General features: G+C 69.8%; 27 protein-coding genes and 1 pseudogene. 12 read left to right on the forward strand and 16 right to left on the reverse strand.

Translation table 11 applies throughout. The features are described 5' to 3' along the window. Positions 1-105: 105 nt before the first annotated feature. The 4 genes from ACWIGI_RS39835 to ACWIGI_RS39850 form a co-directional block, all read right to left on the reverse strand. Positions 106-633 (reverse strand): hypothetical protein, encoded by a 528-nt coding sequence (locus ACWIGI_RS39835; RefSeq protein WP_454208836.1) that lies wholly within the window; start codon positions 631-633, stop codon positions 106-108. Positions 634-1204: 571 nt separating this feature from the next. Further along, positions 1205-1402 carry a hypothetical protein gene (locus tag ACWIGI_RS39840; RefSeq protein ID WP_454208838.1) on the reverse strand — a complete coding sequence of 66 codons (198 nt, stop codon included), beginning with the start codon at positions 1400-1402 and terminating at the stop codon, positions 1205-1207. A gap of 336 nt (positions 1403-1738) precedes the next feature. Beyond that, positions 1739-2551, reverse strand: coding sequence for an Fpg/Nei family DNA glycosylase (locus ACWIGI_RS39845; protein WP_454208840.1), 813 nt, complete (start codon positions 2549-2551; stop codon positions 1739-1741). Between the two features lie 109 nt (positions 2552-2660). Further along, the gene (locus ACWIGI_RS39850) at positions 2661-3134 is read right to left on the reverse strand and encodes a ribose-5-phosphate isomerase (protein ID WP_454208842.1); all 474 of its coding nucleotides are present in this window, start codon (positions 3132-3134) and stop codon (positions 2661-2663) included. Positions 3135-3297: 163 nt separating this feature from the next. Between ACWIGI_RS39850 and ACWIGI_RS39855 the strand changes: the two genes are divergently transcribed. Together ACWIGI_RS39855 and ACWIGI_RS39860 are read left to right on the forward strand one after the other, a co-directional pair. Next, the gene (locus tag ACWIGI_RS39855; protein WP_454208844.1) at positions 3298-4380 is read left to right on the forward strand and encodes a M48 family metallopeptidase; all 1083 of its coding nucleotides are present in this window, start codon (positions 3298-3300) and stop codon (positions 4378-4380) included. Positions 4381-5104: 724 nt separating this feature from the next. Beyond that, positions 5105-5977, forward strand: a pseudogene (locus tag ACWIGI_RS39860) (M48 family metallopeptidase); the annotation flags it as partial. Positions 5978-6131: 154 nt separating this feature from the next. On the opposite strand, the gene ACWIGI_RS39865 reads toward ACWIGI_RS39860, so the two are convergent. Next, positions 6132-6764 (reverse strand): DsbA family protein, encoded by a 633-nt coding sequence (locus tag ACWIGI_RS39865; protein WP_454208845.1) that lies wholly within the window; start codon positions 6762-6764, stop codon positions 6132-6134. A gap of 170 nt (positions 6765-6934) precedes the next feature. On the opposite strand from ACWIGI_RS39865, the gene ACWIGI_RS39870 reads away from it, so the two are divergent. The 3 genes from ACWIGI_RS39870 to ACWIGI_RS39880 all read left to right on the forward strand — a co-directional run bounded on the left by ACWIGI_RS39870 (position 6935) and on the right by ACWIGI_RS39880 (position 10255). Next, the gene (locus ACWIGI_RS39870) at positions 6935-8155 is read left to right on the forward strand and encodes an NAD(P)/FAD-dependent oxidoreductase (RefSeq protein ID WP_454208847.1); all 1221 of its coding nucleotides are present in this window, start codon (positions 6935-6937) and stop codon (positions 8153-8155) included. Positions 8156-8283: 128 nt separating this feature from the next. Next, positions 8284-8688: a YciI family protein gene (locus ACWIGI_RS39875; protein WP_454208848.1), complete on the forward strand. Its 405-nt coding sequence runs from the start codon at positions 8284-8286 to the stop codon at positions 8686-8688. Positions 8689-8899: 211 nt separating this feature from the next. After that, a complete protein-coding gene (locus ACWIGI_RS39880; RefSeq protein ID WP_454208849.1) occupies positions 8900-10255 on the forward strand; it encodes an RNA polymerase sigma factor in 1356 nt (451 codons plus the stop codon). A 49-nt stretch (positions 10256-10304) separates the two neighbouring features. Here the strand turns inward: ACWIGI_RS39880 and ACWIGI_RS39885 are convergent, their stop codons facing one another. After that, positions 10305-11243 (reverse strand): AraC family transcriptional regulator, encoded by a 939-nt coding sequence (locus ACWIGI_RS39885; RefSeq protein ID WP_454208850.1) that lies wholly within the window; start codon positions 11241-11243, stop codon positions 10305-10307. Between the two features lie 144 nt (positions 11244-11387). Between ACWIGI_RS39885 and ACWIGI_RS39890 the strand changes: the two genes are divergently transcribed. After that, a complete protein-coding gene (locus ACWIGI_RS39890) occupies positions 11388-12074 on the forward strand; it encodes an NAD(P)H oxidoreductase (RefSeq protein WP_454208851.1) in 687 nt (228 codons plus the stop codon). A 13-nt stretch (positions 12075-12087) separates the two neighbouring features. Here ACWIGI_RS39890 and ACWIGI_RS39895 read toward each other — a convergent pair whose 3' ends face one another. Then, entirely contained in the window at positions 12088-12921 is an 834-nt protein-coding gene (locus ACWIGI_RS39895; RefSeq protein WP_454208852.1) for a phosphoribosylaminoimidazolesuccinocarboxamide synthase, read from the reverse strand. Positions 12922-13181: 260 nt separating this feature from the next. On the opposite strand from ACWIGI_RS39895, the gene pepN reads away from it, so the two are divergent. From pepN to ACWIGI_RS39910, 3 genes are all read left to right on the forward strand, one after another. After that, the gene (gene pepN, locus ACWIGI_RS39900) at positions 13182-15773 is read left to right on the forward strand and encodes an aminopeptidase N (protein ID WP_454208853.1); all 2592 of its coding nucleotides are present in this window, start codon (positions 13182-13184) and stop codon (positions 15771-15773) included. Positions 15774-15930: 157 nt separating this feature from the next. Next, positions 15931-16533 (forward strand): ClpP family protease, encoded by a 603-nt coding sequence (locus tag ACWIGI_RS39905; protein WP_454208854.1) that lies wholly within the window; start codon positions 15931-15933, stop codon positions 16531-16533. Then, a complete protein-coding gene (locus ACWIGI_RS39910) occupies positions 16530-17120 on the forward strand; it encodes a ClpP family protease (RefSeq protein ID WP_454208855.1) in 591 nt (196 codons plus the stop codon). Before ACWIGI_RS39905 ends, ACWIGI_RS39910 begins: the two co-directional genes overlap by 4 nt. A gap of 16 nt (positions 17121-17136) precedes the next feature. On the opposite strand, the gene ACWIGI_RS39915 is transcribed toward ACWIGI_RS39910, so the two are convergent. The 5 genes from ACWIGI_RS39915 to ACWIGI_RS39935 form a co-directional block, all read right to left on the reverse strand. Then, positions 17137-17466: a helix-turn-helix domain-containing protein gene (locus ACWIGI_RS39915; protein ID WP_454208856.1), complete on the reverse strand. Its 330-nt coding sequence runs from the start codon at positions 17464-17466 to the stop codon at positions 17137-17139. Positions 17467-17863: 397 nt separating this feature from the next. After that, positions 17864-18328, reverse strand: a complete 465-nt coding sequence (locus ACWIGI_RS39920) for a DUF5130 family protein (RefSeq protein ID WP_454208857.1) — start codon at positions 18326-18328, stop codon at positions 17864-17866. Beyond that, positions 18315-18596, reverse strand: a complete 282-nt coding sequence (ctaJ, locus tag ACWIGI_RS39925) for an aa3-type cytochrome oxidase subunit CtaJ (protein ID WP_454208858.1) — start codon at positions 18594-18596, stop codon at positions 18315-18317. The genes ACWIGI_RS39920 and ctaJ overlap by 14 nt, the downstream gene beginning before the upstream one ends. Before the next feature lie 77 nt (positions 18597-18673). Next, positions 18674-20293: a glycoside hydrolase family 13 protein gene (locus tag ACWIGI_RS39930; protein WP_454208859.1), complete on the reverse strand. Its 1620-nt coding sequence runs from the start codon at positions 20291-20293 to the stop codon at positions 18674-18676. 131 nt (positions 20294-20424) lie between these two features. Continuing rightward, positions 20425-20835 carry a globin gene (locus ACWIGI_RS39935; RefSeq protein ID WP_454208860.1) on the reverse strand — a complete coding sequence of 137 codons (411 nt, stop codon included), beginning with the start codon at positions 20833-20835 and terminating at the stop codon, positions 20425-20427. A 259-nt stretch (positions 20836-21094) separates the two neighbouring features. Between ACWIGI_RS39935 and ACWIGI_RS39940 the strand changes: the two genes are divergently transcribed. Further along, positions 21095-21781: an HNH endonuclease gene (locus tag ACWIGI_RS39940; RefSeq protein WP_454208861.1), complete on the forward strand. Its 687-nt coding sequence runs from the start codon at positions 21095-21097 to the stop codon at positions 21779-21781. Here the strand turns inward: ACWIGI_RS39940 and ACWIGI_RS39945 are convergent, their stop codons facing one another. Then, positions 21782-22369 carry a helix-turn-helix domain-containing protein gene (locus ACWIGI_RS39945; protein WP_454208862.1) on the reverse strand — a complete coding sequence of 196 codons (588 nt, stop codon included), beginning with the start codon at positions 22367-22369 and terminating at the stop codon, positions 21782-21784. Between the two features lie 75 nt (positions 22370-22444). On the opposite strand from ACWIGI_RS39945, the gene ACWIGI_RS39950 reads away from it, so the two are divergent. Further along, positions 22445-23212, forward strand: coding sequence for an AzlC family ABC transporter permease (locus ACWIGI_RS39950; protein ID WP_454208863.1), 768 nt, complete (start codon positions 22445-22447; stop codon positions 23210-23212). Continuing rightward, positions 23209-23526 (forward strand): AzlD domain-containing protein, encoded by a 318-nt coding sequence (locus tag ACWIGI_RS39955; protein WP_454208864.1) that lies wholly within the window; start codon positions 23209-23211, stop codon positions 23524-23526. The genes ACWIGI_RS39950 and ACWIGI_RS39955 overlap by 4 nt, the downstream gene beginning before the upstream one ends. Before the next feature lie 75 nt (positions 23527-23601). Here ACWIGI_RS39955 and ACWIGI_RS39960 read toward each other — a convergent pair whose 3' ends face one another. From ACWIGI_RS39960 to ACWIGI_RS39970, 3 genes are all read right to left on the reverse strand, one after another. Continuing rightward, positions 23602-23808 (reverse strand): hypothetical protein, encoded by a 207-nt coding sequence (locus ACWIGI_RS39960; protein WP_454208865.1) that lies wholly within the window; start codon positions 23806-23808, stop codon positions 23602-23604. Between the two features lie 149 nt (positions 23809-23957). Beyond that, complete coding sequence (locus tag ACWIGI_RS39965) at positions 23958-24635, reverse strand: hypothetical protein (RefSeq protein WP_454208867.1); 678 nt, start codon at positions 24633-24635, stop codon at positions 23958-23960. A gap of 15 nt (positions 24636-24650) precedes the next feature. Then, positions 24651-25082 (reverse strand): acyl-CoA thioesterase, encoded by a 432-nt coding sequence (locus tag ACWIGI_RS39970; protein WP_454208876.1) that lies wholly within the window; start codon positions 25080-25082, stop codon positions 24651-24653. Between the last annotated feature and the right edge of the window lie 55 nt (positions 25083-25137).

The raw sequence follows: 25137 nt of genomic DNA on the forward strand, positions 1-25137 counted from the left end.
GCTGGTCCCCCGGGGCCCCCTTGGTGTTACTGGCCCCGGCCCCCGCCCGGGTCTGCGGGGGGGGGGGCGCCACCCCCTATTGGGGGGCGCCCCCCCGACGGGGGCCTACTTCGCGGAACCGCTTGTCAGAGCGCCGAACAGGCCGGACAGGACGCTCATGCCGAGACCGCTGGGCAGGCCGTTGCGGGAGCCGGAGTTGAAGCCGGCGGCCGAACCGGTCAGGTAGCCCTTGCCGGGGCCTTCTGTCGAGCCGGTGAGGGCCTCGTTCTCGGTGTTGCCGAGCTCGGTCAGCGCGCAATTGGCCAGGCCGCCACCGGAACCCGCGGCCAGGCCGTTCAGGATCCCGTTGCTCAGGCCGGCGGCGGAGCCGGCCTGCGGTCCGGCCGAGGATCCGCCGAGGAACCCGGTCGCGGAACCGGTAACCGAGCCGGTGGCACCGGATTTGGCCGATCCGGTCAGAAAGGCTTCCGGGCAGGCCGTCCCCGGTGCCGCACCCGGGGACTCGACGGTTTCGGCGGGGTCGACCGCGGTCACGCTCGCGTCGTCCACGGAAAGTGGTGCGGCCGCTGCGGTTCCACCCCCCAGGACAAGTGCGATGCCGATGAAGCCGGTGGCCAGAATGGAATTTCGCATGAATGACTGCTCTCGTGTGATCCCGTCGGCGGACGAGGCGGGGTCTGCGGCAACCCGGCTCTCCACCGCTGCACCCACCGCTCGAATCACACTGCGGAACAGTCGTTTCGGGCGGCGGGGTCACCCAGTCGACCCCCGGTACAGTGCCCGAAGATTACCTGGACGCGCGACCAATTTAACGCGCCGGAAACAGCTGCGCAGGTAGAACGCAAAGATCAGCCTGGTTTTAATTCGGCGCTCTCGCGCGTCGCGAATGACGCGGGGTCCGTTGCCGTTACGGGCGGAGTGGAAGAAGTGCACCGGCCGCCGATGGTCTTCGATGGACCCGGCGGCGTCGCCTGCGACTCGGCGTCGCATGAGTCAGTCCGACTGGCAGGCGGGGCACAGGAAAAGTTTCGGCCGTGCATGACCGAGTGCAGGACCGTGGTGCCGCAGTGGCGGCAGGGATGCCCGGCGCGCCGGTAGGCGTAGGCACAGGGACAGTCGGGGCTCTACGCAGGTCGGCGCGACACAGCTGAATTCAACGGCCGACCCTAGGGGGTCGGGCCGGATGGGAATCTATTCGCGGCGTTCAGAGGCACAACGCCAGATCAACGGATCCCGGCATCGGGATGGTGAAACAAATGGCGATCGACCCGACCGGTTCGCCCTCCGGCGTACTCGCGGACGCCACCGCCGCTCCCGCGACACCGAGTGAGAACGCGACCGCGGTCGCGGCCAATGCACCGGCAATCCTTCGTGTGATCATTTCCATCAACTCCTCGAGCACAGAACTCCGAGAAACTTTCTTTCTACAACGATAGCTAGAAATTCTCTGGTTCGTAACCGCCGACGGAGATCCGGACGCGGCGGGCACGCGCGCCGCCGTCAAATGAAATCGCTGGGCTCGGACCGATCGAGCGCGCACATCCGAGCCTCAGCGTTTCTACCTCAGCCTGGTTCCGGATCGAGGGAAGCCGATGCGGTGTTCGGCGCGCACCGTCCACGGCGGGACACCCTTGGATCTCAGGCCGAGGCCGATGCAGCGGCTACCGACTGGCTACGTGTATCGAAGACAAACCCGGCCGAGTTGGATCGATGATCCGGCGGTCGGTCCGCGGTCCGGTCACCGAGCCTGGCAGGTGGGGCACCAGAACAGGTTGCGGCCCTCCATCACCGAATGCAGGACCGTGCTGCCGCACAGGCGGCAGGGCTCGCCGGCGCGGCGGTACACGTACGTGCGCGGGCGGTCGGGGGCGTACGAGGGTGCACCGGTGTCGTGCTCGGGGCGTACGACGTGCATGAACCCGCGGCGGACCCCGACCCGCATCAGGTCGACCAGATCCGACCACAGCGCGTCCCATTCGGTGCGGGACAGCGACTTTCCGGGGCGATGCGGTGAGATGTCGTGCCGGAAAAGGACTTCCGCGCGGTACACGTTTCCGACCCCGGCCAGGACCTTCTGATCCATCAGGAGCGAGCCGATCGGGCGGGCGGAGCGGCTGATGCGGGCCCAGGCGCGGTCCGGGTCGGCGTCGGGGCGCAGCGGATCGGGGCCGAGGCGGGCGGTGAGGGCGTCCACCTCGGGATCGAGCAGGATTTCGCAGGTGTTGGGGCCGCGCAGGTCGATCCCGTACGGTTCGCCGCCGCGGCCGTCGCCGAACATGCGCATGCGGACCTCGCCGACGGGCGCTCCCATCGGGACGGCCGACTCGTAGAACTTGCCGTACAGGCCCAGGTGCACGTGCACGACCAGGCCCGAATCGTAGTGGTGCAGCAGGTGTTTGCCCCAGGCGTCCGCGCGCTCGAGGACGTGACCGTCCAGCCGCGCGGCCTCGGCGGCGAACCGCCCCTGCGGGCTGGAGACGCGCACGACCGCACCGGCCAGGCGCTCGTCGTGCAGGTTCGCCAGGCGATGCAGGGTATGACCCTCGGGCACGATGTGACCTCTCCAGCGTGTGTGCTCTCGTCCGGGCACCGCCCCGGACGACAGAGCCGCCGCGAACGACGAGTTCGCGGCGGCGTGGGCGGCTACCGGGTGCGGCGGATCAGTACGCCGGAACCTCGGGCGCGACGCCGGACTTCTCGTAGTCGGCCAGGATGTCGATGCGACGCTGGTGCCGGGCCTCGTCGGACCATTCGGCGGTCAGGAAGGCGTCGACGATGGCCAGCGCGTCCTCGGTGCTGTGCATGCGGCCGCCGACGCCGATCAGCTGGGCGTTGTTGTGCTGGCGCGCGAGCTGCGCGGTCTCCACGCTCCAGGCCAGGGCGCAGCGCGCGCCGGGGACCTTGTTGGCGGCGATCTGCTCGCCGTTGCCCGATCCGCCGAAGACCAGGCCCAGGCTGCCCGGGTCGGCGACGGTGCGGCGGGCGGCCTCGATGCAGAAGGCCGGGTAGTCGTCGAGGGCGTCGTATTCCAGAGCGCCGCAGTCGGTGACCTCGTGGCCCTGCTTCTCGAGGTGAGCCTTGACGATGTTCTTCAGTTCGAAGCCGGCGTGATCGGCACCCAGGTATACGCGCATGGCCGCAATTCTGTCAGGCCGCGAACACCCGCCGCACCGGGGGACCGAACCCATTAACGCGGACTGATCGAAACCCCGAATAACAGGGTGCGCACGTAGCCCGCGGCACCCCCGGCCGCGGGCCCGCGCCCCGTTTACCCGGCCCTCGAATCGAAGGTGCGCCATGCGCTATGACGAACACGAAACCGATTCCCCCGCATCGACGTCCACTCCCCTGGCGCCGGGCGCGAGTCGCACCGCCGAGCGCGCGGGGTGGAACCCGGTGACCGGTCTCGGCGGGTGGGACCCGCAGACCGGGCCGCCCGGCTGGGGTCCGGCGGAGAAGGACGAGACCCGGCCGCAGCGCATTCCGCCGGTGCTGCCGAAGGATCCGCGGGTGCGCGACCTGTCGCCGTTCGGCAGGCCCGCGCGGCACAGCTGGGAGATCCCGCTGCTGGTGATCGTGGTGCTGCTGACCGTCTTCGCCTACCCGTTCTCGCTGTACGCGGTGGTCAAGGGCACCGACAACGTGTATCTGGGCCTGCTGGCGTTCGCGCCGATCGTGATCTGGTTCGTGCGCGGATCGCAGTGGGCGCAGGCCCGGGTGTACGGGGTGAAGATGTCACCGACGCAGTTCCCCGAGGCGTACCGCATGGTGGCCGAGGCCGCGGCGCGCTTCGGCATGAAGCAGCCGCCGGACGCCTACGTGATCATGGGCAACGGTCAGCTCAACGCCTTCGCGGCCGGGCACGGATTCCGCCGCTACGTCGCGGTGTACAGCGATCTGTTCGAGATCGGCGGGCGCGCAAGGCAACCCGAGGCCCTGGCGTTCGTCATCGGTCACGAGGTCGGCCATATCGCCGCCGGGCACACCTCCTACTGGCGCCAGCTCGGCACCATTCTCATGCAATTCATTCCCTTCCTCGGCCCGGCGTTGAGCCGCTCACAGGAATACACCGCCGACAATCACGGATACGCCTACAGCTACACCGGCGCGGCGCCGACCATGACGACCTTCGCCGGCGGCAAATACCTGAATGTTCTGGTCGGTTTCGATGAAATGGCCGATCGCGCGTTCACCGAAACCGGTTTCTTCGTCTGGCTCACCAACGCGCAGGCCAGCCACCCGGTACACACCTGGCGCATGTGGGCGCTGCGCGATCGCAGCAGGCACGGGAAACTCTTCCTGCGTCCTTCCCCGCCGCGGTCCATCCCAGTTCCGCCCGCCGCACAATGGTCGCCGCCGCGGCCCGAGCCCGCCCGATAGCGCACCACAAGGCCGGCCGAGAAGTTCGGGGCCGCCATTCCGGCCCCGAATTCGAGCCGTTCGAAACCGCCCGGCGCGCGCCATAATCCGCCGGGCGGTAGCGCGTGTGCGACAACTGAATAGAGTTCACCTCATGACGTCCGACGATCAGTCGCAGCCGCCGAACGCAACACCGGGGCCGACACCTGCCGAGGGCTCCGTGGGGGGACCCGAGAACACCGCCGAGCGACCGGCCGACGGGGCCGAGCACTCGGCGTCCGCCGCCGACTCCGGGCCCGCGGCCTCCGAGCCGCCGCGGCCCGTCGACATCGGCAAACCGGAGCGGCCCGCCGATCCGCCGCAGCCGCCCCGCCCGCCCGGTCAGCGGTATCCCGAACTGCCTCCGCCGGTCGTGCATCGCGAATCACCGCCCGCCACCGGCGGTTCCGCGCAGTCCCCACCCGGGGGACATCCGATTCCGCCGGGCGCCGGGCACGCGGCGCACCCGCCGACCGGCAGCCATCCGGTGCACCCGCCGACCGGCGCCCATCCGGTGTACCCGCCGACAGGTTCGTACCCGGCGCCACCGCCCACGGGTTCCCACCCCCACCCCGCCTGGAATCCCGCCACCGGCATGGCCGGCTGGGATCCGCGCGTCGGCCCGCCCGGCTGGGCGCCGCAGGCCGGGTACACCCCGCCGCGCGTGCCGCCGAACGACGGCCGCTGGGGTCTCTCGCCTTTCGGCATGCCCGCGCGGCACAGCTGGGAGATCCCGCTGCTGGTGATCGTGGTGCTGGCCACCGCGTTCGCGTACATCTTCGCGCTGCTGATGTTCGTGTTCGGCGAGTGGAACCAGTACGTGCTGATCCTGGTGTTCGCGCCCGCCATCCTGTGGATCGGCCGCGGTATGAACTACGCGACCATGCGGGTCAACGGCGTGAAGATGTCACCGACGCAGTTCCCCGAGGGCTATCGCCTGGTGCAGGAGGCCGCCGAGCGGCTCGGTATGGCCAAGGCGCCCGACGCGTTCGTCGTGCTCGGCAACGGGCAGATCAACGCCTTCGCCTCCGGGCACGGGTTCCGCCGCTACGTGGCGGTCTACAGCGATCTGTTCGAAGTCGGCGGCGCGGCACGGCATCCCGACGCGCTGGCGTTCATCATCGGCCACGAGGTCGGCCACATCGCCGCCGGGCACGTCTCGTACTGGCGGCAGTTCGGCATGTTCCTGGTGCCGTTCCTGCCGTTCCTGGGCAACTCGCTGATCCGTTCCCAGGAGTACACGGCCGACAACTACGGCTACTGCTTCCGGCACGAGGGCGCCTCGGGGGCCATGCGCACGCTCGCGGCGGGCAAGTACCTCAACAGCATCACCGGCTTCGACGAGATGGCCGATCGCGCCGCGCAGGAGAAGGGCTTCTGGGTCTGGATCGTGAACGCGCTGTCCAGTCATCCCGTGCTGACCTGGCGCATGTGGGCGCTGCGCGATCGCAGCAGGCACGGGAAGCTCTTCCTGCGCCCGGATCCGCCGATCGCGCCCCCGGGCGGTGCGCGGCCCGGTCCGTACGGGGGCGGGTTCCCCGACACCCCGCGTCCGCTGGGCGGCGGCTTCACCGAACCCCCGCGGCCGCTCGGCGGCGGCTTCACCGAACCGCCGCAGCCGGCCGGCGGGTTCACCGAGCCGCCCCGGCCCTACGGCGAGTACCCGCCGTACCCGCGGCCCGGATACGGCGAGCAGCCGCCGAATTACCCTCCGGGCCGCGGCAACTGAGCGGTCAGTCGAAAACGGGGTCTTCGGTCCGGGTGCGCTTGAGCTCGAAGAAGTGCGGGTAGGACGCCAGCGCGACCACGCCGTCCCACACCGTGCCCGCGACCTCACCGCGCGGAATGCGCGAGAGCACCGGGCCGAAGAACGCCACCCCGTTCACGTGGATGGTGGGCGTGCCGACATCCGGGCCGACCTTGTCCATACCGGCGTGATGGGAGACGCGCAGCGCCTCGTCGTAGTCGCCGCTCTCGGCGGCCGCGGCTAGCTCGGCGGGCAGGCCCACCTCGGCCAGCGCCTCGTCGACGATGACCGACAGGAAGTTCTCCCGCGTCTCGTAGTCGGCGCGGCGATCGTGGATGCGGGTGCCCAGCGCGGTGTAGAAACCGGACAGCACCTTGTCGCCCTGGGCCTGCGCGGCGGCGATGGCCACCCGCACCGGGCCCCAGGCGGTCTTCATGAGCTCGGCGTAGTTCTCGGGCAGATCCCGGCCCTCGTTGAGCACGGCCAGGCTCATGACGTGGAAGTTCACGTCGATGTCGCGGACCTGCTCGACCTCGAGGATCCAGCGGGAGGTGATCCAGCACCACGGGCACAGCGGGTCGAACCAGAAATCGACCCGGTCCTTCTTGGTGTCACTCACTGGGTAGTCCCTTTCGCAGAGCGTTTTCGCAGCCGGCACGGCTGTCCGTGATGGGTAACAACGCACAATCTTGCCGATATTTCCTCCGGCCGGTACGCACCGCGCGATAGGGTCGGATGTCAACCTCGTCGTCGGCGAGCCGCGGATGTGCGGCGCAGGGAGGTCACCCCATGACCACGGCACCCGGGTTCATCATCGCAGGCGGCGGACTGGCCGCCGCCAAGCTCGCACAGGCTTTGCGCGCCAACGATTTCGACGGCAGCGTCACCCTCGTCTGCGGGGAGGAACGGCTCCCGTACGAGCGGCCCCCGCTGTCCAAGGACTGCCTGCTGGGCAAGAAGACGACCGCGGAGACGGTGGTCGAGCCCGCGCAGTGGTATCGCGATCACCATGTCGAGGTGCTGCTCGGCACCACCGTCACCGGCATCGACCGGGCCACCAAGACCATCGAGCTGCCGGACGGCACGACGCTGCCGTACGACAAACTGGCGCTGGCCACCGGTTCGCGGCCGCGCCGGCTCCCGGTGCCGGGCGCGGACGCCGCCGGGGTGTACACCCTGCGCACCGCGCCCGACTCGGAGGCGCTGCTCGAGATGTTCGGCGCCGCACGGCGATTGGTGGTGATCGGCGCGGGCTGGATCGGGCTCGAGGTCACCGCGGCGGCGCGCGCGGCCGGACTCGAGGTCACCGTGCTGGAATCGCTGTCCACCCCCCTGCGCACGGTGCTCGGTACGGACATGGGCGAGGTCTTCGCCGCGCTGCACCGGGCGCACGGGGTGGATCTGCGCACCGATGTGCGGGTCGCGGAGATCACCACGCGAGGCGGGCGCGCGACCGGGGTGCGGCTCGGCGACGATTCGGTCGTCGAGGCCGACGCGGTGCTGGTGGCGGTGGGCGCCCGGCCCAACATCGAACTCGCGGTGGACGCCGGGCTGGCGACCGCGGGCGGCGTCCTGGTGGACGAGAGCCTGGCCACCAGCGATCCCGACATCGTGGCGGTGGGCGACATCGCCGATCAGCAGCATCCGGTGCTCGGGCGGCGAATTCGCGTGGAGCACTGGGCCAATGCGCTCAACCAGCCCGCGGTGGCGGCCGCGACCATGCTCGGCAGGCCCGCGGTCTACGACCGGCTGCCGTACTTCTTCACCGATCAGTACGACCTCGGCATGGAGTACACGGGGTACGTCGCGCGCGCACAGGAGAGCCGCGTCGTGGTGCGCGGTGATGTCGATGCCCGCGAATTCGTGGCGTTCTGGCTCGATTCCGGCAATCGGGTACTCGCGGGCATGAACGTGAACGTGTGGGACGTGACCGACCGCGTCAAGGAATTGATCCTGAGCGGCGATCCCGCCGACCCGGAACGCCTGGCCGACACCGCCGTACCGCTCTGACCGATTCGCGGTGGCCGCGCTCGCGGGGCATGCTCGCGACACGCGGGGAGATACGTCGAGATCGCGTTCCCGGCGTCGACCTACCTGTGCGAGCGCCACCGCGGCGCCCGGCGAACACGGAGGACACCATGAAGTACATGCTGATCAAGACCTACGGCGGCACCGCCGCACACTGCGACACCCCGTTCGAGCAGTGGAGCGTGGACGAGATCGCCGCGCACATCGACTTCCAGCGCGTTCTCAGCGAGGAGCTGGCCAAATCCGGCGAACTGGTCGACGCCCGGGGCCTGGCCGGTCCGGAGGAGGCCCGCATCGTGAGCTCGGACGGGCGGTCGGCGCCCATGGTCACCGACGGGCCGTTCGCCGAGACCAAGGAATTCCTGGCGGGCTACTGGATCGTCGATGTGGAGAGCCCGGAGCGCGCGGTGGAGATCGCGGCCCGGGCGTCGGCCGCACCGGGGCCCGGCGGCAAGCCGATCGGCGAGTACATCGAGGTGCGGGCCGTCATGAGCGCGCCGGTGATCGACGCGTGAACCCCGCGCCACCGCGGAACACCGCTCCCGCATCGCCCGGCCGCGCGATCCGCGGGTCCGGCAACACGATTCACCGGGCGGGCGCGCGGGCCGGATCCCGAGCCGGGCGCCGCGGGTCGGCGGCGACCGCCCGATCCTTGATGCCGATCGGCCGGTTCGGCCCGCCCGGCCCCGGAGTGCGCCCCGGCGACGTTCCCGGGAGAATCGGCGGGTGACCCCGGCGCTCGACCGTGCCACCGAGGATCTCCTGCGGGCGCTCGCACCGCAGGTGCTCGGCGTGCTCGCGCGCCGGTACGGGGATTTCGACGCGGCCGAGGACGCGCTGCAGGAGGCGCTGCTCGCGGCCGCCACCCAGTGGCCGGCGGAAGGGGTTCCGGACAATCCGCGGGGCTGGCTGATTCAGGTCGGGCAGCGGCGGCTGGTCGACGCGATCCGGGCCGAGGCCGCGCGGCGCACGCGCGAAACCACCAGTGCGCTGGGCGATGTGCCGACCGCCGACCCCGGGCCCGAGGCCGATCGGGACGACACGCTCACGCTGTTCTTCCTGTGCTGTCATCCGGCGCTGTCCCCCGCCAGCGCGACCGCGCTCACCCTGCGCGCGGTCGGCGGGCTCACCACCGAGGAGATCGCGCGGGCGTTCCTGCTGCCGGAAAGCACCATGGCACAGCGAATTTCGCGGGCGAAGAAACGGCTGGCGGCGGTGGAGCGCCCGTTCGCCATGCCGGGCGACGGTGCCGCCGGACCGCGGCCCGCGCGAGGGTCTACCGCGGCGGCGATGCCCGGGAGCACGGCGAGTGCCCGGAATGGTTCCGGCGCAACCGGATCCGTCACCGTGACGGCCGACGGCGCGTACCCCGACGCGTGGCGGGAGCGGCTCGGGGCCGTGCTGCGGGTGCTGTACCTGATCTTCACCGAGGGGCATTCGGCCGCGGGTCCGCGGTTGCGGCGCAACGATCTCGCGGTGGAGGCGATCCGGCTCGCGCGCGAGCTGCATCGGCTGCTTCCCGAGGATCACGAGGTGACCGGACTGCTGGCGCTGCTGCTGCTCACCGACGCGCGCCGCGCCGCGCGGACGGGGCCGCACGGCGAACTCATTCCGCTGACCGAGCAGGATCGGGGGCTGTGGGATCGCAACATGATCATCGAGGGGGTGCGGCTGGCCTCGGCCTCGGTCGCGGGCGGACTGCTCGGGCCGTATCGGATCCAGGCCGCCATCGCGGTGCTGCACGCGCAGGCGCTGCGCCCGCAGGACACCGACTGGGAACGAATCCTGCTGCTGTACAACGCTCTCGAACGCGTGGCTCCCGGCCCGATGGTGACCCTGAACCGCGCGGTGGCCAACGCCATGGTGCACGGTCCCGAGGCGGGCCTGGAACTGGCCGCCACGCTGGAACAGTCGCTCGCGGGTTCGCATCGCCTCGACGCGGTACGCGGTCACCTGTACGAGATGGCCGGTGACCACGACGCCGCGATCGCCGCGTACCTCGCCGCCGCGCGCCGCACCACGAGCATTCCCGAACGTGACTACCTCACCCTGCGCGCCGCGCATCTGCGTGAGCTGACATAGCCACCGGCACAACGCGATAGCGACCACACACCGCGCGAGCGAGCGGCGTTCAGGCGGCCGCCGCGCGAAATGCCGTGGGGCTCAACCCTTTGTGGCGCTTGAAGGCGGCGCTGAAGCCGAAGGCGTCCGCGTAGCCCACGCGTTTGGCCACCTGGGCGACGGTCAGGTCGGACTCGGCCAGGAGTTCCTCGGCCTCGTCCATCCGGAACTCGGTGAGGTAGGTCAGGGGCGGGCGGCCCATGACCGCGCTGAAGCGTTTCGCGAAAAGCGCTCGGGACACCCCGGATTCGGCGGCCAGGCGGGCCACGGTCCAGGTGTCGCCCGGGCGGGTGTGCACGGCTTCCAGCGCCGGGGCCACCACCGGGTCGGACAGGCCGCGGAACCAGCCGGGTGCGGTCTCGCCCGCGTTGTCGAACCAGAGCCGCAGGGCGCACACCAGCGCCCAGTCCAGCAGCCGGTCCATCAGCGCCTGCGATCCCGCGCTCTTCTGAGCGGCTTCGACGGCGGCCACCTCCAGCCATGGGCAGACCGCGGTTTCCTCGCCGACCACCAGCACCGGCGGCAGCGCGCGCAGCAGTCGTTCGTGCCTGCGGCTCGAGGTGCGATAGGCGCCGACGATCAGCGCGGTGGCCTCGGCCGGCCCAGCGCCCCAGCGGATTCCGCTCAGTTCCTCGGCCCCGCAGCCAGCCGGATCGGCGGCCGGGCCGAAGCACGCGATCTCGTACTCGGTGTGCGGGGTACCGTCGCAGTCGGGTTGATCGGCGAGGTAGAACAGCTCCGCGCCGCGCACGACGGCGGTGTCACCGGCGGTGACGGGGGTGCGTGAGCCGTCCTCGAGCAGGATCGTCCCGCCGCCGCGGAAGACGCTGATCATGGTCAGCGGCGCGCGGTCCGGGAAGCGAATGGTCCAGGGCGCCCGCAGCACCGCGTGGGTGACGACCGACCCTTCGGCTCGAATACCGCTCAACAGCGAACTCAGGGGATCCACGAACTCAGCGTAGACGAATTCCTATCGATGCGAGCTTCTCACCCATGGATCGTCCACGCCGGACGGGATGTACTGAATGCGTCGCCGGAGCACATCGCAGACACGGCGACCATCACGAGATCGCAGAGCCCCGAGGAGACAATCGTGTCGAACACCGACGCCCCGAACACCCGTCGCACCGCCCTCGTCGTGGTGTCCCACCACCGCCCGGATTCGCTGACCGCGCACATCGGCAATCGCACTGTGCGGCAACTGGAATCGCAGGGGTACGCGGTCGATCTGCTGGACCTGACCGCCGAGGGCTACGACCCGCGCATGATCACCGCCGATCAACCCGACTGGGGCAATCGCGAGAAGGTCTACTCCGCGGAGACCGAGGCGCAGATGCGCCGCATCCTGGCCGCAGACATCGTCGTCGTCGCCTTCCCCGTCTACTGGATGGGCCCGCCCGCCCTGCTCAAGGGCTGGATCGACCGGGTCTGGAACTACGGATTCGCCTACGGCCGCAGCAAGCCGCGCCTGGCGGGCAAGCGGATCCTGTGGCTCGCCCTGGCCGGGGCCACCTCCGACGACAACATCATCCCCGCCATGACCGAGGCCTTGGACGCCCAGCTCAGCACCGGAATCGCCTACTACTGCGGCTTTTCCGACTCCCGCGTCGGCCTGCTCCCCGACGCCGAGGAGCGCCCGCAGCGCCTGGACGCCGAGGGCAACCTGTCGATCGGCGACGCCATCGCGGGCGACGCGAAGGCCGCGCACTTCCGCGAGTTCGAGTCCGCCGCCGCGGGTTTCGTCGAGGAGTTCCTCGCGGCCGATCGCGTCCCGGCCTGACGGCCGATCGCGATCAGTCGAGCGGCTTCCAGGCCGTCCCGGTGATCAGTTCGTAGGCCTGCGCGTACTTCTGGCGGGTGACCTCGACGACGTCGGCCGGAATCTCCGGGCCCGGGTACTCCTTGTTCCAGCCGGTGGAGGTCGACCAGTCGCGGACGAACTGCTTGTCGAACGAGGCCTGGGGGCGGCCCGGCTCGTAGTCGTCGGCGGGCCAGAAACGCGAGGAGTCCGAGGTGAGGACCTCGTCACCGAGGGTGAGAACGTCACCGTCCCAACCGAGTTCGATCTTCGTGTCGGCGATGATCACGCCGCGCTCGGCGGCGTGATCCGCGCCGCGCGTGTAGATATCCAGGGTCAGATCGCGCAGCCGCTCGGCCAGCTCCCGGCCCTCCTGGTTCACCACGTCGGCGAAGGAGATGGGCTCGTCGTGCCCGACGTCGGCCTTGGTGGACGGGGTGAAGATCGGCTCGGGCAGCTTGTCGCCGTCACGCAGGCCGGGCGGCAGCGCGATGCCCGAGACGGTGCCGGTCCGGTTGTACTCGGCCAGTCCGCCGCCGGTCAGGTAGCCGCGCGCGACGCATTCGACCTTCAGCATCTTCAGCGGCTTGACCCGCACCCCGCGCCCGGCGAACTCCGCGGGCACGTCGGTGGTGGACAGGATGTGGTTGGGCACGTCGCCGAAGAACTCGAACCACCAGTTCGACAGCTGGGTGAGCATGGCGCCCTTGCCCGGGATCGGGGTGGGCAGCACCACGTCGTACACCGACACGCGATCGGAGGCGACCAGGATCAGCGAATCGCCGTCCTCGTACAGATCGCGCACCTTGCCGGCGTGGATGTGCTTCAACGGTCCTCCTCGTAGACGTGCTGCCGTCACACACCCTACCGAGGGCGAAAACCCGAGCGTGTGGCCGCCACCGGATCGCCGGTCGTGGCATTGTGGGCAAGGTCGCGCCGCTGCCGGGCAACGAGTGGAGAATTGTTCCCGACCGCTCGGGCCGGGTCGCGGGCGCACGGCATCACGGCGGGCAGCGCTGCCCGCGAACGGTGCGGCAGTACCCGCGCGGTCGTCCGCATCGCACAGCTTCCGAGAGCGAAGGAGCCCCCTTGTCCGCACCGAACCTCACCCGCGAACAGGCGATCGAACGCGCCGCGACGGTCCAGGTGGAGAACTACCGTGTCGAACTGGATCTGACCGGGCAGCCGACCAGCGCCGAGGCCGCGACCAGTGATCTGTTCTTCTCGCGCTCGACGGTGACCTTCACCGCCACCCCGGGCGCGCAGACCTTCATCGATTTCGTGGGCGCGGGCATTCGCTCGGCCGTGCTCAACGGCGTGGCGCTCGATGTCACCGGCTACGACGAATCGCTCGGCCTGACCCTGCACGGCCTGGCCGAGCGCAACGAACTCGTCATCGAGGCCGACTGCGAGTACTCCCACACCGGCGAGGGCCTGCACCGGTTCGTCGACCCGACCGACAACCGGGTCTACCTGTACTCGCAGTTCGAAACCGCCGACGCCAAGCGGATGTTCGCCTGCTTCGATCAGCCCGACCTCAAGGCCACCTACGACGTGATCGCCACCGCGCCGCAGGACTGGGAGGTCATCTCCAACGGCGCGGTCGTGGGCACCCGCACCGTCGGCGCGGTCGTCGAGCACACCTTCGCGACCACCCCGCGCATGAGCACCTACCTGGTCGCGCTTATCGCCGGCCCGTACGCCAAGTGGACCGACAGCTTCAGCGACGGGCACGGGGAGATCCCGCTGGGCATCTACTGCCGCGCCTCGCTGGCCGAATTCATGGACCACGAGCGGCTTTTCACCGAGACCAAGCAGGGTTTCGGCTTCTACCACGAGAATTTCGGCGTGCCGTACGCCTTCGGCAAGTACGACCAGCTGTTCGTGCCCGAGTTCAACGCGGGCGCCATGGAGAACGCGGGCGCGGTCACCTTCCTCGAAGACTATGTGTTCCGCTCCAAGGTGACTCGCGCGTCCTACGAGCGCCGCTGCGAGACCGTGCTGCACGAGATGGCGCACATGTGGTTCGGCGATCTGGTCACCATGAAGTGGTGGGACGACCTGTGGCTGAACGAGTCGTTCGCGACCTTCGCCTCGGTGCTGTGCCAGGTGAGCGCCACCGAATACACCAATGCCTGGACCACTTTCGCCAACGTCGAGAAGTCCTGGGCGTACCGGCAGGATCAGCTGCCCTCCACCCACCCGATCGCCGCCGATATCCCGGACCTGCACGCGGTCGAGGTGAACTTCGACGGAATCACCTACGCCAAGGGCGCTTCGGTGCTCAAGCAGCTGGTGGCCTACGTGGGTCAGGAGCCGTTCCTGGCGGGCCTGCGCGACTACTTCACCGAACACGCCTACGGCAACGCGACTTTCGACGATCTGGTGGGCGCGCTGGAGAAGGCGTCGGGCCGTGATCTGTCCGACTGGGGCGCGCAGTGGCTCAAGACCACCGGCCTGAACATCCTGCGGCCCGAGTTCACCGTGGACGCGGAGGGCAACTACGCCTCCTTCACCGTCGTGCAGGACGGCGCGGAGCCGGGCGCGGGCGAGCGCCGCACGCACCGCCTGGCGATCGGCATCTACGACGACCGCGACGGAAAGCTGGTGCGCACCAAGCGCGTCGAGCTCGACATCGATCCGGCCGAGCGCACCGAGGTGCCCGAGCTGGTCGGGGTCGCGGCGGGCAAGCTGGCGCTGGTCAACGACGACGATCTCACCTACTGCTCGGTCCGGCTGGATCCGGCCTCGCTCGGGACCGTCGTCGATCGCATCGCCGACATCGCCGAACCGCTGCCGCGCACGCTGTGCTGGTCGGCTGCCTGGGAGATGACCCGCCAGGCCGAGATGAAGGCCCGCGATTTCGTGGCGCTGGTGCAGAGCGGCGTCGGCGCGGAGACCGAGATCGGCGTGGTGCAGCGGCTGCTCATGCAGGCGCACACCGCGCTGTCCGCGTACGCCGATCCGAACTGGGCCGTCGAAACCGGCTGGCCCGAATTCGCCGATCGTTTGCTGCAGCTGGCCCGGGCCGCCGCGCCCGGTTCGGACGAGCAGCTGGCGTTCGTCAACGCCCTGACCGGGGCGCACCTGTCGGTGCGGCACATCGAGGCGCTGCGCCAGGTCCTCGAGGCCGATCCCGAGACGGCCGGGCTGCCCGGCCTGACCGTGGACACCGACCTGCGCTGGCGGCTCATCCAGGCCCTGGCCGCGGCCGGCGACATCGACGCCGACGGCGACCAGACCCCGGTCATCGACGCCGAACTGGAGCGCGACCCCACCGCCGCCGGTCGCCGCCAGGCCGCCGCGGCCGCCACCGCCCGCCCGCAGATCCCGGTCAAGGCGCAGGCGTGGGCCACGGTCATGGACGACGACTCGGTGCCGAACATCACCGCGCGCGCCATCGTCACCGGCTTCGCGCCGGTGGGTCAGGCGCACCTGCTGACCCCGTACGTCGAGCGGTACTTCGCCGAGATCCCCTCGGTGTGGGAGCGCCGCTCGAGCGAGGTCGCCCAGACCGTCGTGGTCGGGCTCTACCCGCACTGGGCCATCAGCGAGGAAGCGGTCGCCATCGCGGACAAGTTCCTGGCCGCCGACCACCCGTCCTCGCTGCGCCGCCTGGTGATCGAGGGCAAAGCCGGGATCGAGCGCTCGCTGCGCGCCCGGGCCTTCGACCAGCAGTAGCAACACCCGAACCGCAGCCCCTTTCGCCGTCGGCGAGAGGGGCTGCGGCCGTTCGCAACCCGCGCTGACCTGCGCCCGAGCCGCACGCTGCTGTGAGCGGATCCGCTGTGGGCAGCGTGGGGCGCGAAACCCGGTGCGGGCCGGGCACGGTGGAGCCATGGCACACGAGGAGAAGACGCCGAGCTTCAACTGGCGCACACGGGAACAGCTTTTCGGGCGGCGGATTCTGGTGCTGGACGGACCGCTGGACGACGACAACGGGGCCCTGCTCATGACGCAGATGCTCACCCTGGCCGCGGAGGATCCGGAGGCGGGGATCTCACTGTGGATCCACTCGCCGGGCGGGTCGGTTCCCGCCATGCTCGCCATTCGCGACGTCATGCGACTGGTGCCGTGCGAGGTCTCCACGCTGGCGCTCGGATTGGCGTGCAGCGCCGGGCAATTCCTGCTGTCCTCGGGGACGCCGGGTAGGCGCTTCGCCCTCCCGCACGCCCGCATCCTGATGCACCAGGGCTCGGCGGGTATCGGCGGCAGCGCGGTCGAAGTGCAGGTGCAGGCCGACGACCTGCGCCACACCGTGCAGACCGTGCTCGGGCTGATCGCCTCGGACACCGGGCAGCCGTACGACCAGGTCTACGAGGACTCGCTGCACGATCGCTGGTTCACCGCGCCGCAGGCCAAGGAGTACGGCTTCATCGACGCGATCGTCGACTCGTTCTGGCAGGTCGTTCCGCAGCGCAACAAGGTGGGAATCTCATGAGCAGCTACACCATTCCGAATGTCATCGCCCAGCATCCGCGCGGCGAGCGCATCATGGACGTCTACTCGCACCTGCTGGTCGAGCGCATCGTCTACCTGGGCACCCCCATCGATTCCGGGGTCGCCAACGCGCTCATCGCCCAGCTGCTGCACCTGGACGCCGAGAGTCCCGGGCACGAGATCAACCTCTACATCAATTGCGAGGGCGGCGACCTGTCGGCCATGCTCGCGGTCTACGACACCATGCAGCACATCTCCTCACCGGTGGTGACCACCTGTGTGGGCCAGGCCATCGCGGTCGGCGCGGTGTTGCTGGCCGGTGGCGCGCCCGGCCGGCGCATGATGCTGCCGCACGCCCGAATCGTGTTGCACCAGCCCGCGACCCAGGGCCGCGGCACGATTCCGGATCTGATCCTGCAGGCCGAGGAGGTGGTGCGCATCCGCGCCGAGATCGAGACGATCCTGTCCGCGCACACCGGCCAGACCCCCGAGACGCTGCGCCGCGACACCGATCGCGACCGCGTGTTCACCGCGCAGGCCGCGCTGGACTACGGCCTGGTGGACCAGGTGCTCGGCCCGCGCGAGTGACGGACCGGACTCCGGGTCAGGCCGCCATCAGGACCGGCCCGGAGATCGGCATCCGAGTCCGCTGCTGCCGCAGCAGATCCGCCGCCACCTGCGAGGTGAGATGTCCGAGCGTGGTGCCCAGGGCGCCCGCCAGCGCCGCGATCATCTCGCTGGACGGCTCCTTGCGCCCGCGCTCGACCTCCGACAGGTACTGCGGTGAGATTCCGGCCCGCCCCGCGGTCTCGGTGAGCTTCTCCCCCTGATCGAGCCGCAGCGCCCGCAACCTCTCCCCCAGCACTTCCCGCCAGAGCGGTTCGCGCCCGCCCGCGGGCTCGGCCGCCCGCTCGGGCCCCGGCGCCGACCGCAACGGCCGGACCCTGGGTCGCCGGGCGCTACGCGCAGCCTGCGGCGCACGCCCCTCTCCCTGACGCCCACCGGGAATGGAATGAAGACGCGGCAACTCGGACATGGTCCGAGCGTAATTGCCCCGCCCCCACCCTCACTCCCCGTTCTGCTCACAGCAGATCGGACACCCCCACCCACCGATACCTCGGCCGGCGCACGAACTCCTGCGTCCCCCGCGACGCCCCGCCCGGCACGTTGCCTCGTTCGTTCTTCGTCGCCCGAGGCGAGACCTGATCTGGTTCCGGTCGGGGTAACTCCGGGGGTACGCCCAAAATCGTGTGCGCCCCCGACCGCACCACGCGTACAAATCAGCGCACGGCTCCACAGCCGTGCGCTGAATATCCGGGGAGGCGGTACAGCTACCTGCCGATGTGGGCGGCCATGTTGCGGACGGCGGCCACCAGGCCGTCGATCAGCTCACCCTGGCGGAAGGGGGTCAGCGCGGCGGTCGCGCCCAGCTGGCAGATCCGGTCGTTGGCGCGGTCGGCGACATCGGCGCCGGAGCGGACCTCGACGGAGTTGGTGTTCGGATCCACGGCGATCAGGACCGAGCGGGCGGCCTCGGGGGTACCCGGGAAGATCGCGTCGGCTCCCGCGGCGGAATCCGCGCCGAGGTCGCCGATGTAGATGTTGAAGCGCACCTTGGTGGACCGGGTGGCATCGGTGAGCGCGTTGTCGATCAGCAGGCGATCGTGATCGGTGAAGGGCACCTCACTGAACACGTCACCGGCCTCGTGCACGCCGGACACGCGACCGCTGGGCGTCACCACCCAGCCGTGCGGTAGGTCGGCCTCGTTCACCGCGGGCCAATTAGAACTTGCCACTTGCCCGGCCTCCGATCAGGTCCGCGTGCGCGGAGTCGATAGCCGCATGATTGCCATGCGACGAGTCTGCGGTGTCGTGATGACCGGATCCGGTCACTTCATCGGTCGCGCTCCACAGCACCGGCGGCTGGGTCCACTTCGCGCCGAGCACGAAGGGGTCCGGCTTCTTACCGGGCAGCGGCTTACCGAGGAACGACAATCCGGCGATCACCAGATAGATCGCAAGCGGGATGCCGACGTAGATCAGCACTGTCTGGAGAATGCTCACAGCCCAACGGTAATGGATGCCCGGATCGACATCACCGACCGGTGAGCATGCACACGCCCGTGTCGCCGGAATTGCGCTCAGACAAGCCAGGCCGTCGAGTTAGCCGGAAGTTTTCCAGCTCTAATCGGAGCGCTGGTGAGGAGCACCTCGCCCGCGGGCAGCAGAATCGGCGAATCCGTGGCATTGAGCACACACAGCAGCCCGCCGTCCCGCCGGAATGCCAGACAGCCCGGCGGGCTCGCGTACCACTCGAGCCCGGGCCCGCCGAATTCCGGGCGGGCGCCGCGCAATTCGATGGCCATCCGATACAGCGACAACATCGAATCCAGGCGCTCCAGCTGTTTCTCCACGGTGAGCGCGGACCATTGCGCCGGCATCGGCAGCCACGGCTCCCCCGCGGTGAATCCGAACGGCGGCCGCTGTCCCTCCCACGGCAGCGGCACCCGGCAGCCGTCCCGCCCGCGCCGGGTGTGCCCGGAGCGCTCCCAGGTCGGATCCCGCAGCGCGGACTCGGGCAGATCGTCGATATTGGGCAGGCCCAATTCGGCTCCGTTGTAGACGAATACCGCGCCGGGCAGCGCCAGCTCCAGCAGAATCATGGCGCGAGCGCGGGCCTGACCGGCCGCGCCACCGCCGTAACGGGTGACCTCGCGTTCGACATCGTGATTGGACAGAGTCCAGGTCGGACTCGCGCCGACCGCGTCCACCGCGCGCAGCGAATTGTCGATGGCCGCGCGAATTCGATCCGGCCGAAAAGGCGCTTCGGCCAATCGGAAATTGAAAGCGAGGTGGAGTTCGTCGGGTCTGACGTACTCGCCGAAGCGCACATTGTCGTCCACCCAGACTTCACCGATGGCGACCGTGTCCGGATACTGATCCATGATCGTGCGTAATCGGCGGTGAATGGCGTGCACGCCGGGATCGTTGAAGCGCGGATCGCCGTCGTCGTGCACCACCAGGGTGTCTCCGTCGAACTGCCCCTGCGGATACGCCATATCGGGGAGACCCGCGGGTTTGGCCATACCGTGCGCGACATCGATGCGGAATCCGTCGACCCCGCGCGCCAGCCAGAATCTGATCGTCTCCTCGAAATCCGCTGCCACCTCCGGGTTTTCCCAATTCAGATCGGGCTGCTCGGGCGCGAAGATGTGCAGATACCACTGCCCGGGCAGGCCGTCGGATTCGATGACGCGGGTCCACGCCGGTCCGCCGAAAATACTCGGCCAATTGTTGGGCGGCTCCGCGCCTTCCGGGCCGCGGCCGTCGCGGAAGATGTAGCGGGCCCGTTCGGGACTGCCGGGCGGGGCGTGCAGCGCCTGCTGGAACCAGAGATGTTGATCGCTGGTGTGATTGGGCACCAGGTCCATCGTCACCCGCAGCCCGCGATCGTGGGCCTCGGCGAGGACCGCGTCCATGGCCGCGAGACCGCCGAAGAGCGGATCGATGTCGCGCGGATCGGCGACGTCGTACCCGCCATCGGCCATGGGCGAGAGCATGACCGGGCAGATCCACAGCGCGTCCACCCCGAGCAGTTCCAGATATCCCAGCTTCTCGCGCAATCCGCCCAGGTCACCCGTGCCGTCGGCATTCGAATCGGCGAACGAGCGCGGATACACCTGGTAGAACACCGCCGATCGCCACCACGGCGCCGCCGGCGGCGATAGGTCGGGGGGCACGGCGGCGGAGTTCTCGTTCACAGCCGTAATGGTGCCAAAGCCCGGCGTTGTTGGAGGCGCGTCGGCGACACTTGTCCAGATTCAGCAAATGATCAGCGGAGGAGACGCCTTACCGGAAAGCTGTGGGAGCGTGTGAGTTCTGCGCGACGAATTCAGAAGGGCGAGTTCATGAGCGAATTGGCGGCCATCTCGAAGTAGTCCAGCAGCTGTTTGCGATGCGGCGCGTCGAGCACTTCGGGTTCGATCTCGGCGACCGCGATGTGCATGGCCCGCAGCCACGCGTCCCGCTCGAGCGGACCGACCTTGAACGGGTGGTGCCGCATGCGCAGGCGCGGGTGCCCGCGCTCCTCGCCGTAGGTCCGCGGACCGCCCCAGTACTGCTCGAGGAACAGGCGCAACCGGCGCTCGGCGGGACCGAGATCCTCCTCCGGGTAGAGCGGGCGCAGCAGTTCATCCTGGGCGACCTCCCGGTAGAAGACCGAGACCAGCCGATCGAAGGTCTCCGCGCCGCCCACGGCCTCATAGAACGATGTCGCTGTCTGCTCGCCAGTCACGGCATCCATTGTGCAGTGTCCACTTCCCGGCCGCGCCGGGGCGGGCTCCGCGGGCCGTTCGCACCCCGCGCACCGGTCGTGCAAACCGCCCGGACGGGCCGCTTCCGCGCCGGTGAGCGGCGCATTCCGGATTGTCACGGGCCGTTCATCCGTTTGTGCCCGACAATGTGCGAAATCACCGTGCAATCCGCCGGATTCCATGGTCAACTGGGTGGCAGTCTGCCGAGATACCACACCATCGGACGAATACGAACTCGGGGTATGCCCAATGAAGCAGCGGCACGGCGCCCGGCACGAGGCGCGCACGCATCGACAACTCCAGCCCGCCGACGTCCACAATCGTGGCTCGGGGGCTACTCCGCTGCACATCTTGTCCGACCATTCGTATCCCGGCGCGCATTCCGCGCATCGTCCGTCCGACGCCCCGCCCGTCGCGGTGTGGTCCAAGAGCCGCGTCCTGCTGCTCAACGCCACCTACGAGCCGCTCACCGCACTTTCCGCGCGCCGCGCGATCGTCCTGCTGATCTGCGACAAGGCCCAGACCGTGCACGACAATCCCGAAGGCCCGGTCGTGCATTCCGCCGGCACCTCGGTGGCGCTCCCCTCGGTCATTCGACTACGTAACTACGTGCACGTCCCCTATCGCGCCCGGGTGCCCATGACCCGCGCGGCGCTCATGCATCGCGATCGATATCGCTGCGCGTACTGCGGCGCGAAGGCCGAGACCATCGACCATGTCATTCCGCGCAGCCGCGGCGGGCCGCACACCTGGGAGAACTGCGTCGCCTCGTGCGCCCCGTGCAACCATCGCAAGGCGGACAAGCTGCTCAGCGAGATCGGGTGGACCCTGCATCACCAGTTGGTCTCCCCGAAGGGCCCGCACTGGCGATTGCTCTCGGCGAGTTCGGAATTGGATCCGACCTGGTTGCAGTATCTCGGCGAGGGCGCCGCCTGATCAGCTGTATTCGCTGATCAGCAGCGCCCAGGTACCGGGCTCGAGCGCCTCGAAGACATGCGGGCGGTCACCCGGGTAGCAGATGTAGTCCCCGGGACGCAGTTCCACGGGGGCCTCGGCGGGTCCGACCATGGCCCGGCCCGCGCCGATCACCATGTGCTCGACCACGCCGTGTGAATGCGGGTCCGAATCGCGGGGGTGCCCGGGTTCGGCGGTGACCCGGTACATGTCGCGGCGCGCGCTCGGCGGCGAGGCCGCCAGCAGGGTCGTCCGATACTCTGCCTGGGACGAGGCCAGGATCGCGCCCTCGCCCGCCCGGATCACCTGAACCTGCGGGCTCGGCGGGTCCAGCAGCCGGGAGAACTGAATGTCCAGCGCGACGCACAGCGCCCACAGCGTTTCGATGCTCGGATTGCCCGCGCCCGATTCCAGTTGCGACAGTGTGGATTTCGCTATCCCGGCGCGGCGCGCGACCTCGGTCAGCGAAAGCCCGGCCCGGGTGCGCTCACGGCGCAGCGCGGCGGCGATCGTCTGCTGCGGCGGCTGGGGGTGGCTCGGTTCCGGCGACGGGTTGTGGGACTGCGTCATGACGGATACACACAGTACCCGCCGTGACCGATTCCGCTTTGACTAACCGAGCCCGATGCGTTCAATATAGACGACATGCGTTCGATATGGCGAACACTGGATCGGGGTGCGCTCACCGGTATCGCGGCGATCTGCCTGGCCGTCGCCATGATCGGCGTCTCCTACGGGGCGAACGCCGTCACCGCCGGACTCCCCGCCTGGCTACCCATCCTGCTCAGCGTGGCGGTGGTCGCGGGCGGGTCGGAGTTCGTCTTCATCGGCATCATCACCGCGGGCGGCGGGCTCGTCGCCGCGGTGCTGGCCGGCCTGCTGGTCAACGCCAGGCACGTGCCGTACGGCCTGTCGGTCCCCGACGTGGTCGGCACCGGCTGGCGGCGACTGATCGGCACCCACGTCATGAACGACGAATCCGTCGCCATGGCCCTGGCACAACCCGATCGCCCGCGCAGGCGGGCCGCGTACTGGGCGTGCGGGCTGGCCGTCGTGGCGGCCTGGCCGCTGGGCGCGGCGATCGGCGCGGCCCTGGGCTCGGTGGTGCCGGATCCCAACGCCTTCGGCCTGGACGCGGTCTTCCCGGCCGTGCTGATCACCCTGGTGCTGCCCGCCCTGCGTGATCCGCTCACCCGCACCGCCGCGCTCGCGGGCGCGGTGGTCGCGGCGCTCACCACGCCCTTCCTCGGCGCGGGGCTGCCGGTGCTGCTGGCCCTGATCGCGGTGCTGCTGGTGGCCCGCCGGGCCGCGCCGGACGGCGCGGTCTCCGACGGCGGGGCCACGAACGACGAGCCTTCGGACAACGGGTTTTCGAACAACGTCCCGGTTACCGACTCCGGGAGGCCGCGGTGACCAAGGCTCTGCTGCTCGGCGCGTTCGCACTCGCGCTGGGCACCTTCGCTTTCCGCTTCGCCGGTCCCGCGCTGCGCAACCGGGTCAAGGTGTCGCCGCGGGTGGTGAAGCTGCTCGAGATCGCCTCGGTCGTCCTGTTGACCGCCCTGGTGGTCACGACGCTGATGCCCGCGCGCCACACCGAGATCGGCTTCGCGCTGCCCGCGGGCGTGCTCGTCGCGACCGCCCTGGCGTGGCGGCGGGCGCCGCTGCTCGTGGTCATCCTGGCCGCCGCGTTCGTCACGGCCGGGCTGCGATTCCTGGGCGTGCACTGAATCGACTCGGTTGGCGCGCGCCGAATACGCGGCATACCCCGAATCGGCAGCCGCGCAATGGCATTCATCTCGCCGTCAGTCGGCGGTGCTGCGCGCCCGCATCTGCAGACCGCGCTGACCGACCCACCCGGCCAGCGCGAGCGCGGCGACTCCGGGGACCAGCAGCGGCAGGGTGTCGGAGGTCACCGCGATGACCACCACGAAGAGCGCGGAGAGGGCTACGGCGGCCGCGCCGGCCAGGACAACCAGAACAGCCCAGGTCGGGGGCTTGGGGTTTGTCATGGCTAGATTTCAGCACGCCCGCGCACAATGCGCACCCCCGTTGGGATTTGCCGCCGGTTATGGGGCTTCCCGGGCGGGGCGAATACCCGAATAACGGAAAAACTGTGCCCGCCAAGGAAATTCCGGCACCTCGGCGGGCGGTCGCCGTGTCAGTTGGTGAACAGCGACAGCCCCGAGCCGCGCCGGCGGGCGACCGAGCCGTAGCGGGCGTCCAGGCGCAGCCAGGTCGGCGCGGCCCGCACCCGGACGATCTCGTCGACCGAGATGCGGCGCGAATCGGCCTTCTCGCCACCGTGAGGAATGAAATCCATTGCGGTGAGCGCGAATACGACGCGCATGGGAACGGTGATCTCCTGCCCGCCACCGGACACCGTCAGCACCGTCTGATCGAGCAGCGAGGCGGGCGGGCCGTGACCGCTGCCGTGCTCCTGCGCCAATTCCGCACCGCGCTCGGCGAGTTCGACGAGCATCCGCGCGGGCACATCGTCCACGTGCACAAAACCCGATTCGGGCGGCAGCGCGGTACGCCACGCCGAATCCATGGCGTAACCGAGCGCGAAGGGCGCCGCCGAATCCGGGCCGTGCAAACCGGAGCGGACGACATCACCGGCGACGGTCACGTCGTCCATCCCCAGGGTGGCGACCACGGTGCGCACCGCGAGCGCCTCGAAACCGGTTCCGGCCCAGGCCGATACGTACCGGTCACCGCGGCGGCGCAGCCGGACCACCGCCGCCGGATCCAGGCGCAGCGCGTGGGTCAGGAAGGCCGCCAGATTCTCGCGTTCGGCGGGGTCGGGAACGTGGAGGGTGAGTTCTCCCGAAGTCACTGTCGCGGGGTCGGCTCAGTCGGCCAGCCACAGCGCCAGGTAGTCGCGCTCCTCGGGGGTGAGCCGGCGTAGTCGCTGGGTGTCGATGTCGAACGCGGCCAGCTGGGTGGAGGCGATGACGGCCGGCGGGGAGTCCGGATCGGCGCCCGCGGCCCGGACCTCGTAGCCGACGCGGAAGTCGACCGCGCGCAGCCGCTCGATCCACAGGGACACATCCAGCGGGGAATCCTCGTGCCGCAGCTGGCCCTTGTACTGCACGCGCAGATCGACGAGCACGCACCCGGTCCGCAGCCGGACGGTGGGGCGGTCATCGGTGAACAGCCACGGAATCCGGGCTTCCTCCAGCAGGGTCACCATGCGGGCATGGTTGATGTGCTGGAAGGCATCCATATCCGACCAGCGCACCTCGACCTTGCTGTGGAAGCGCCGCGGCCCACCGCCGGGCAGCTCCACCGCGAGCGGGGCGGCGTTATCGACCTCCCCGGCGCGCACTGCCTTGTCC

Source organism: Nocardia sp. NPDC055321 (assembly GCF_053645575.1).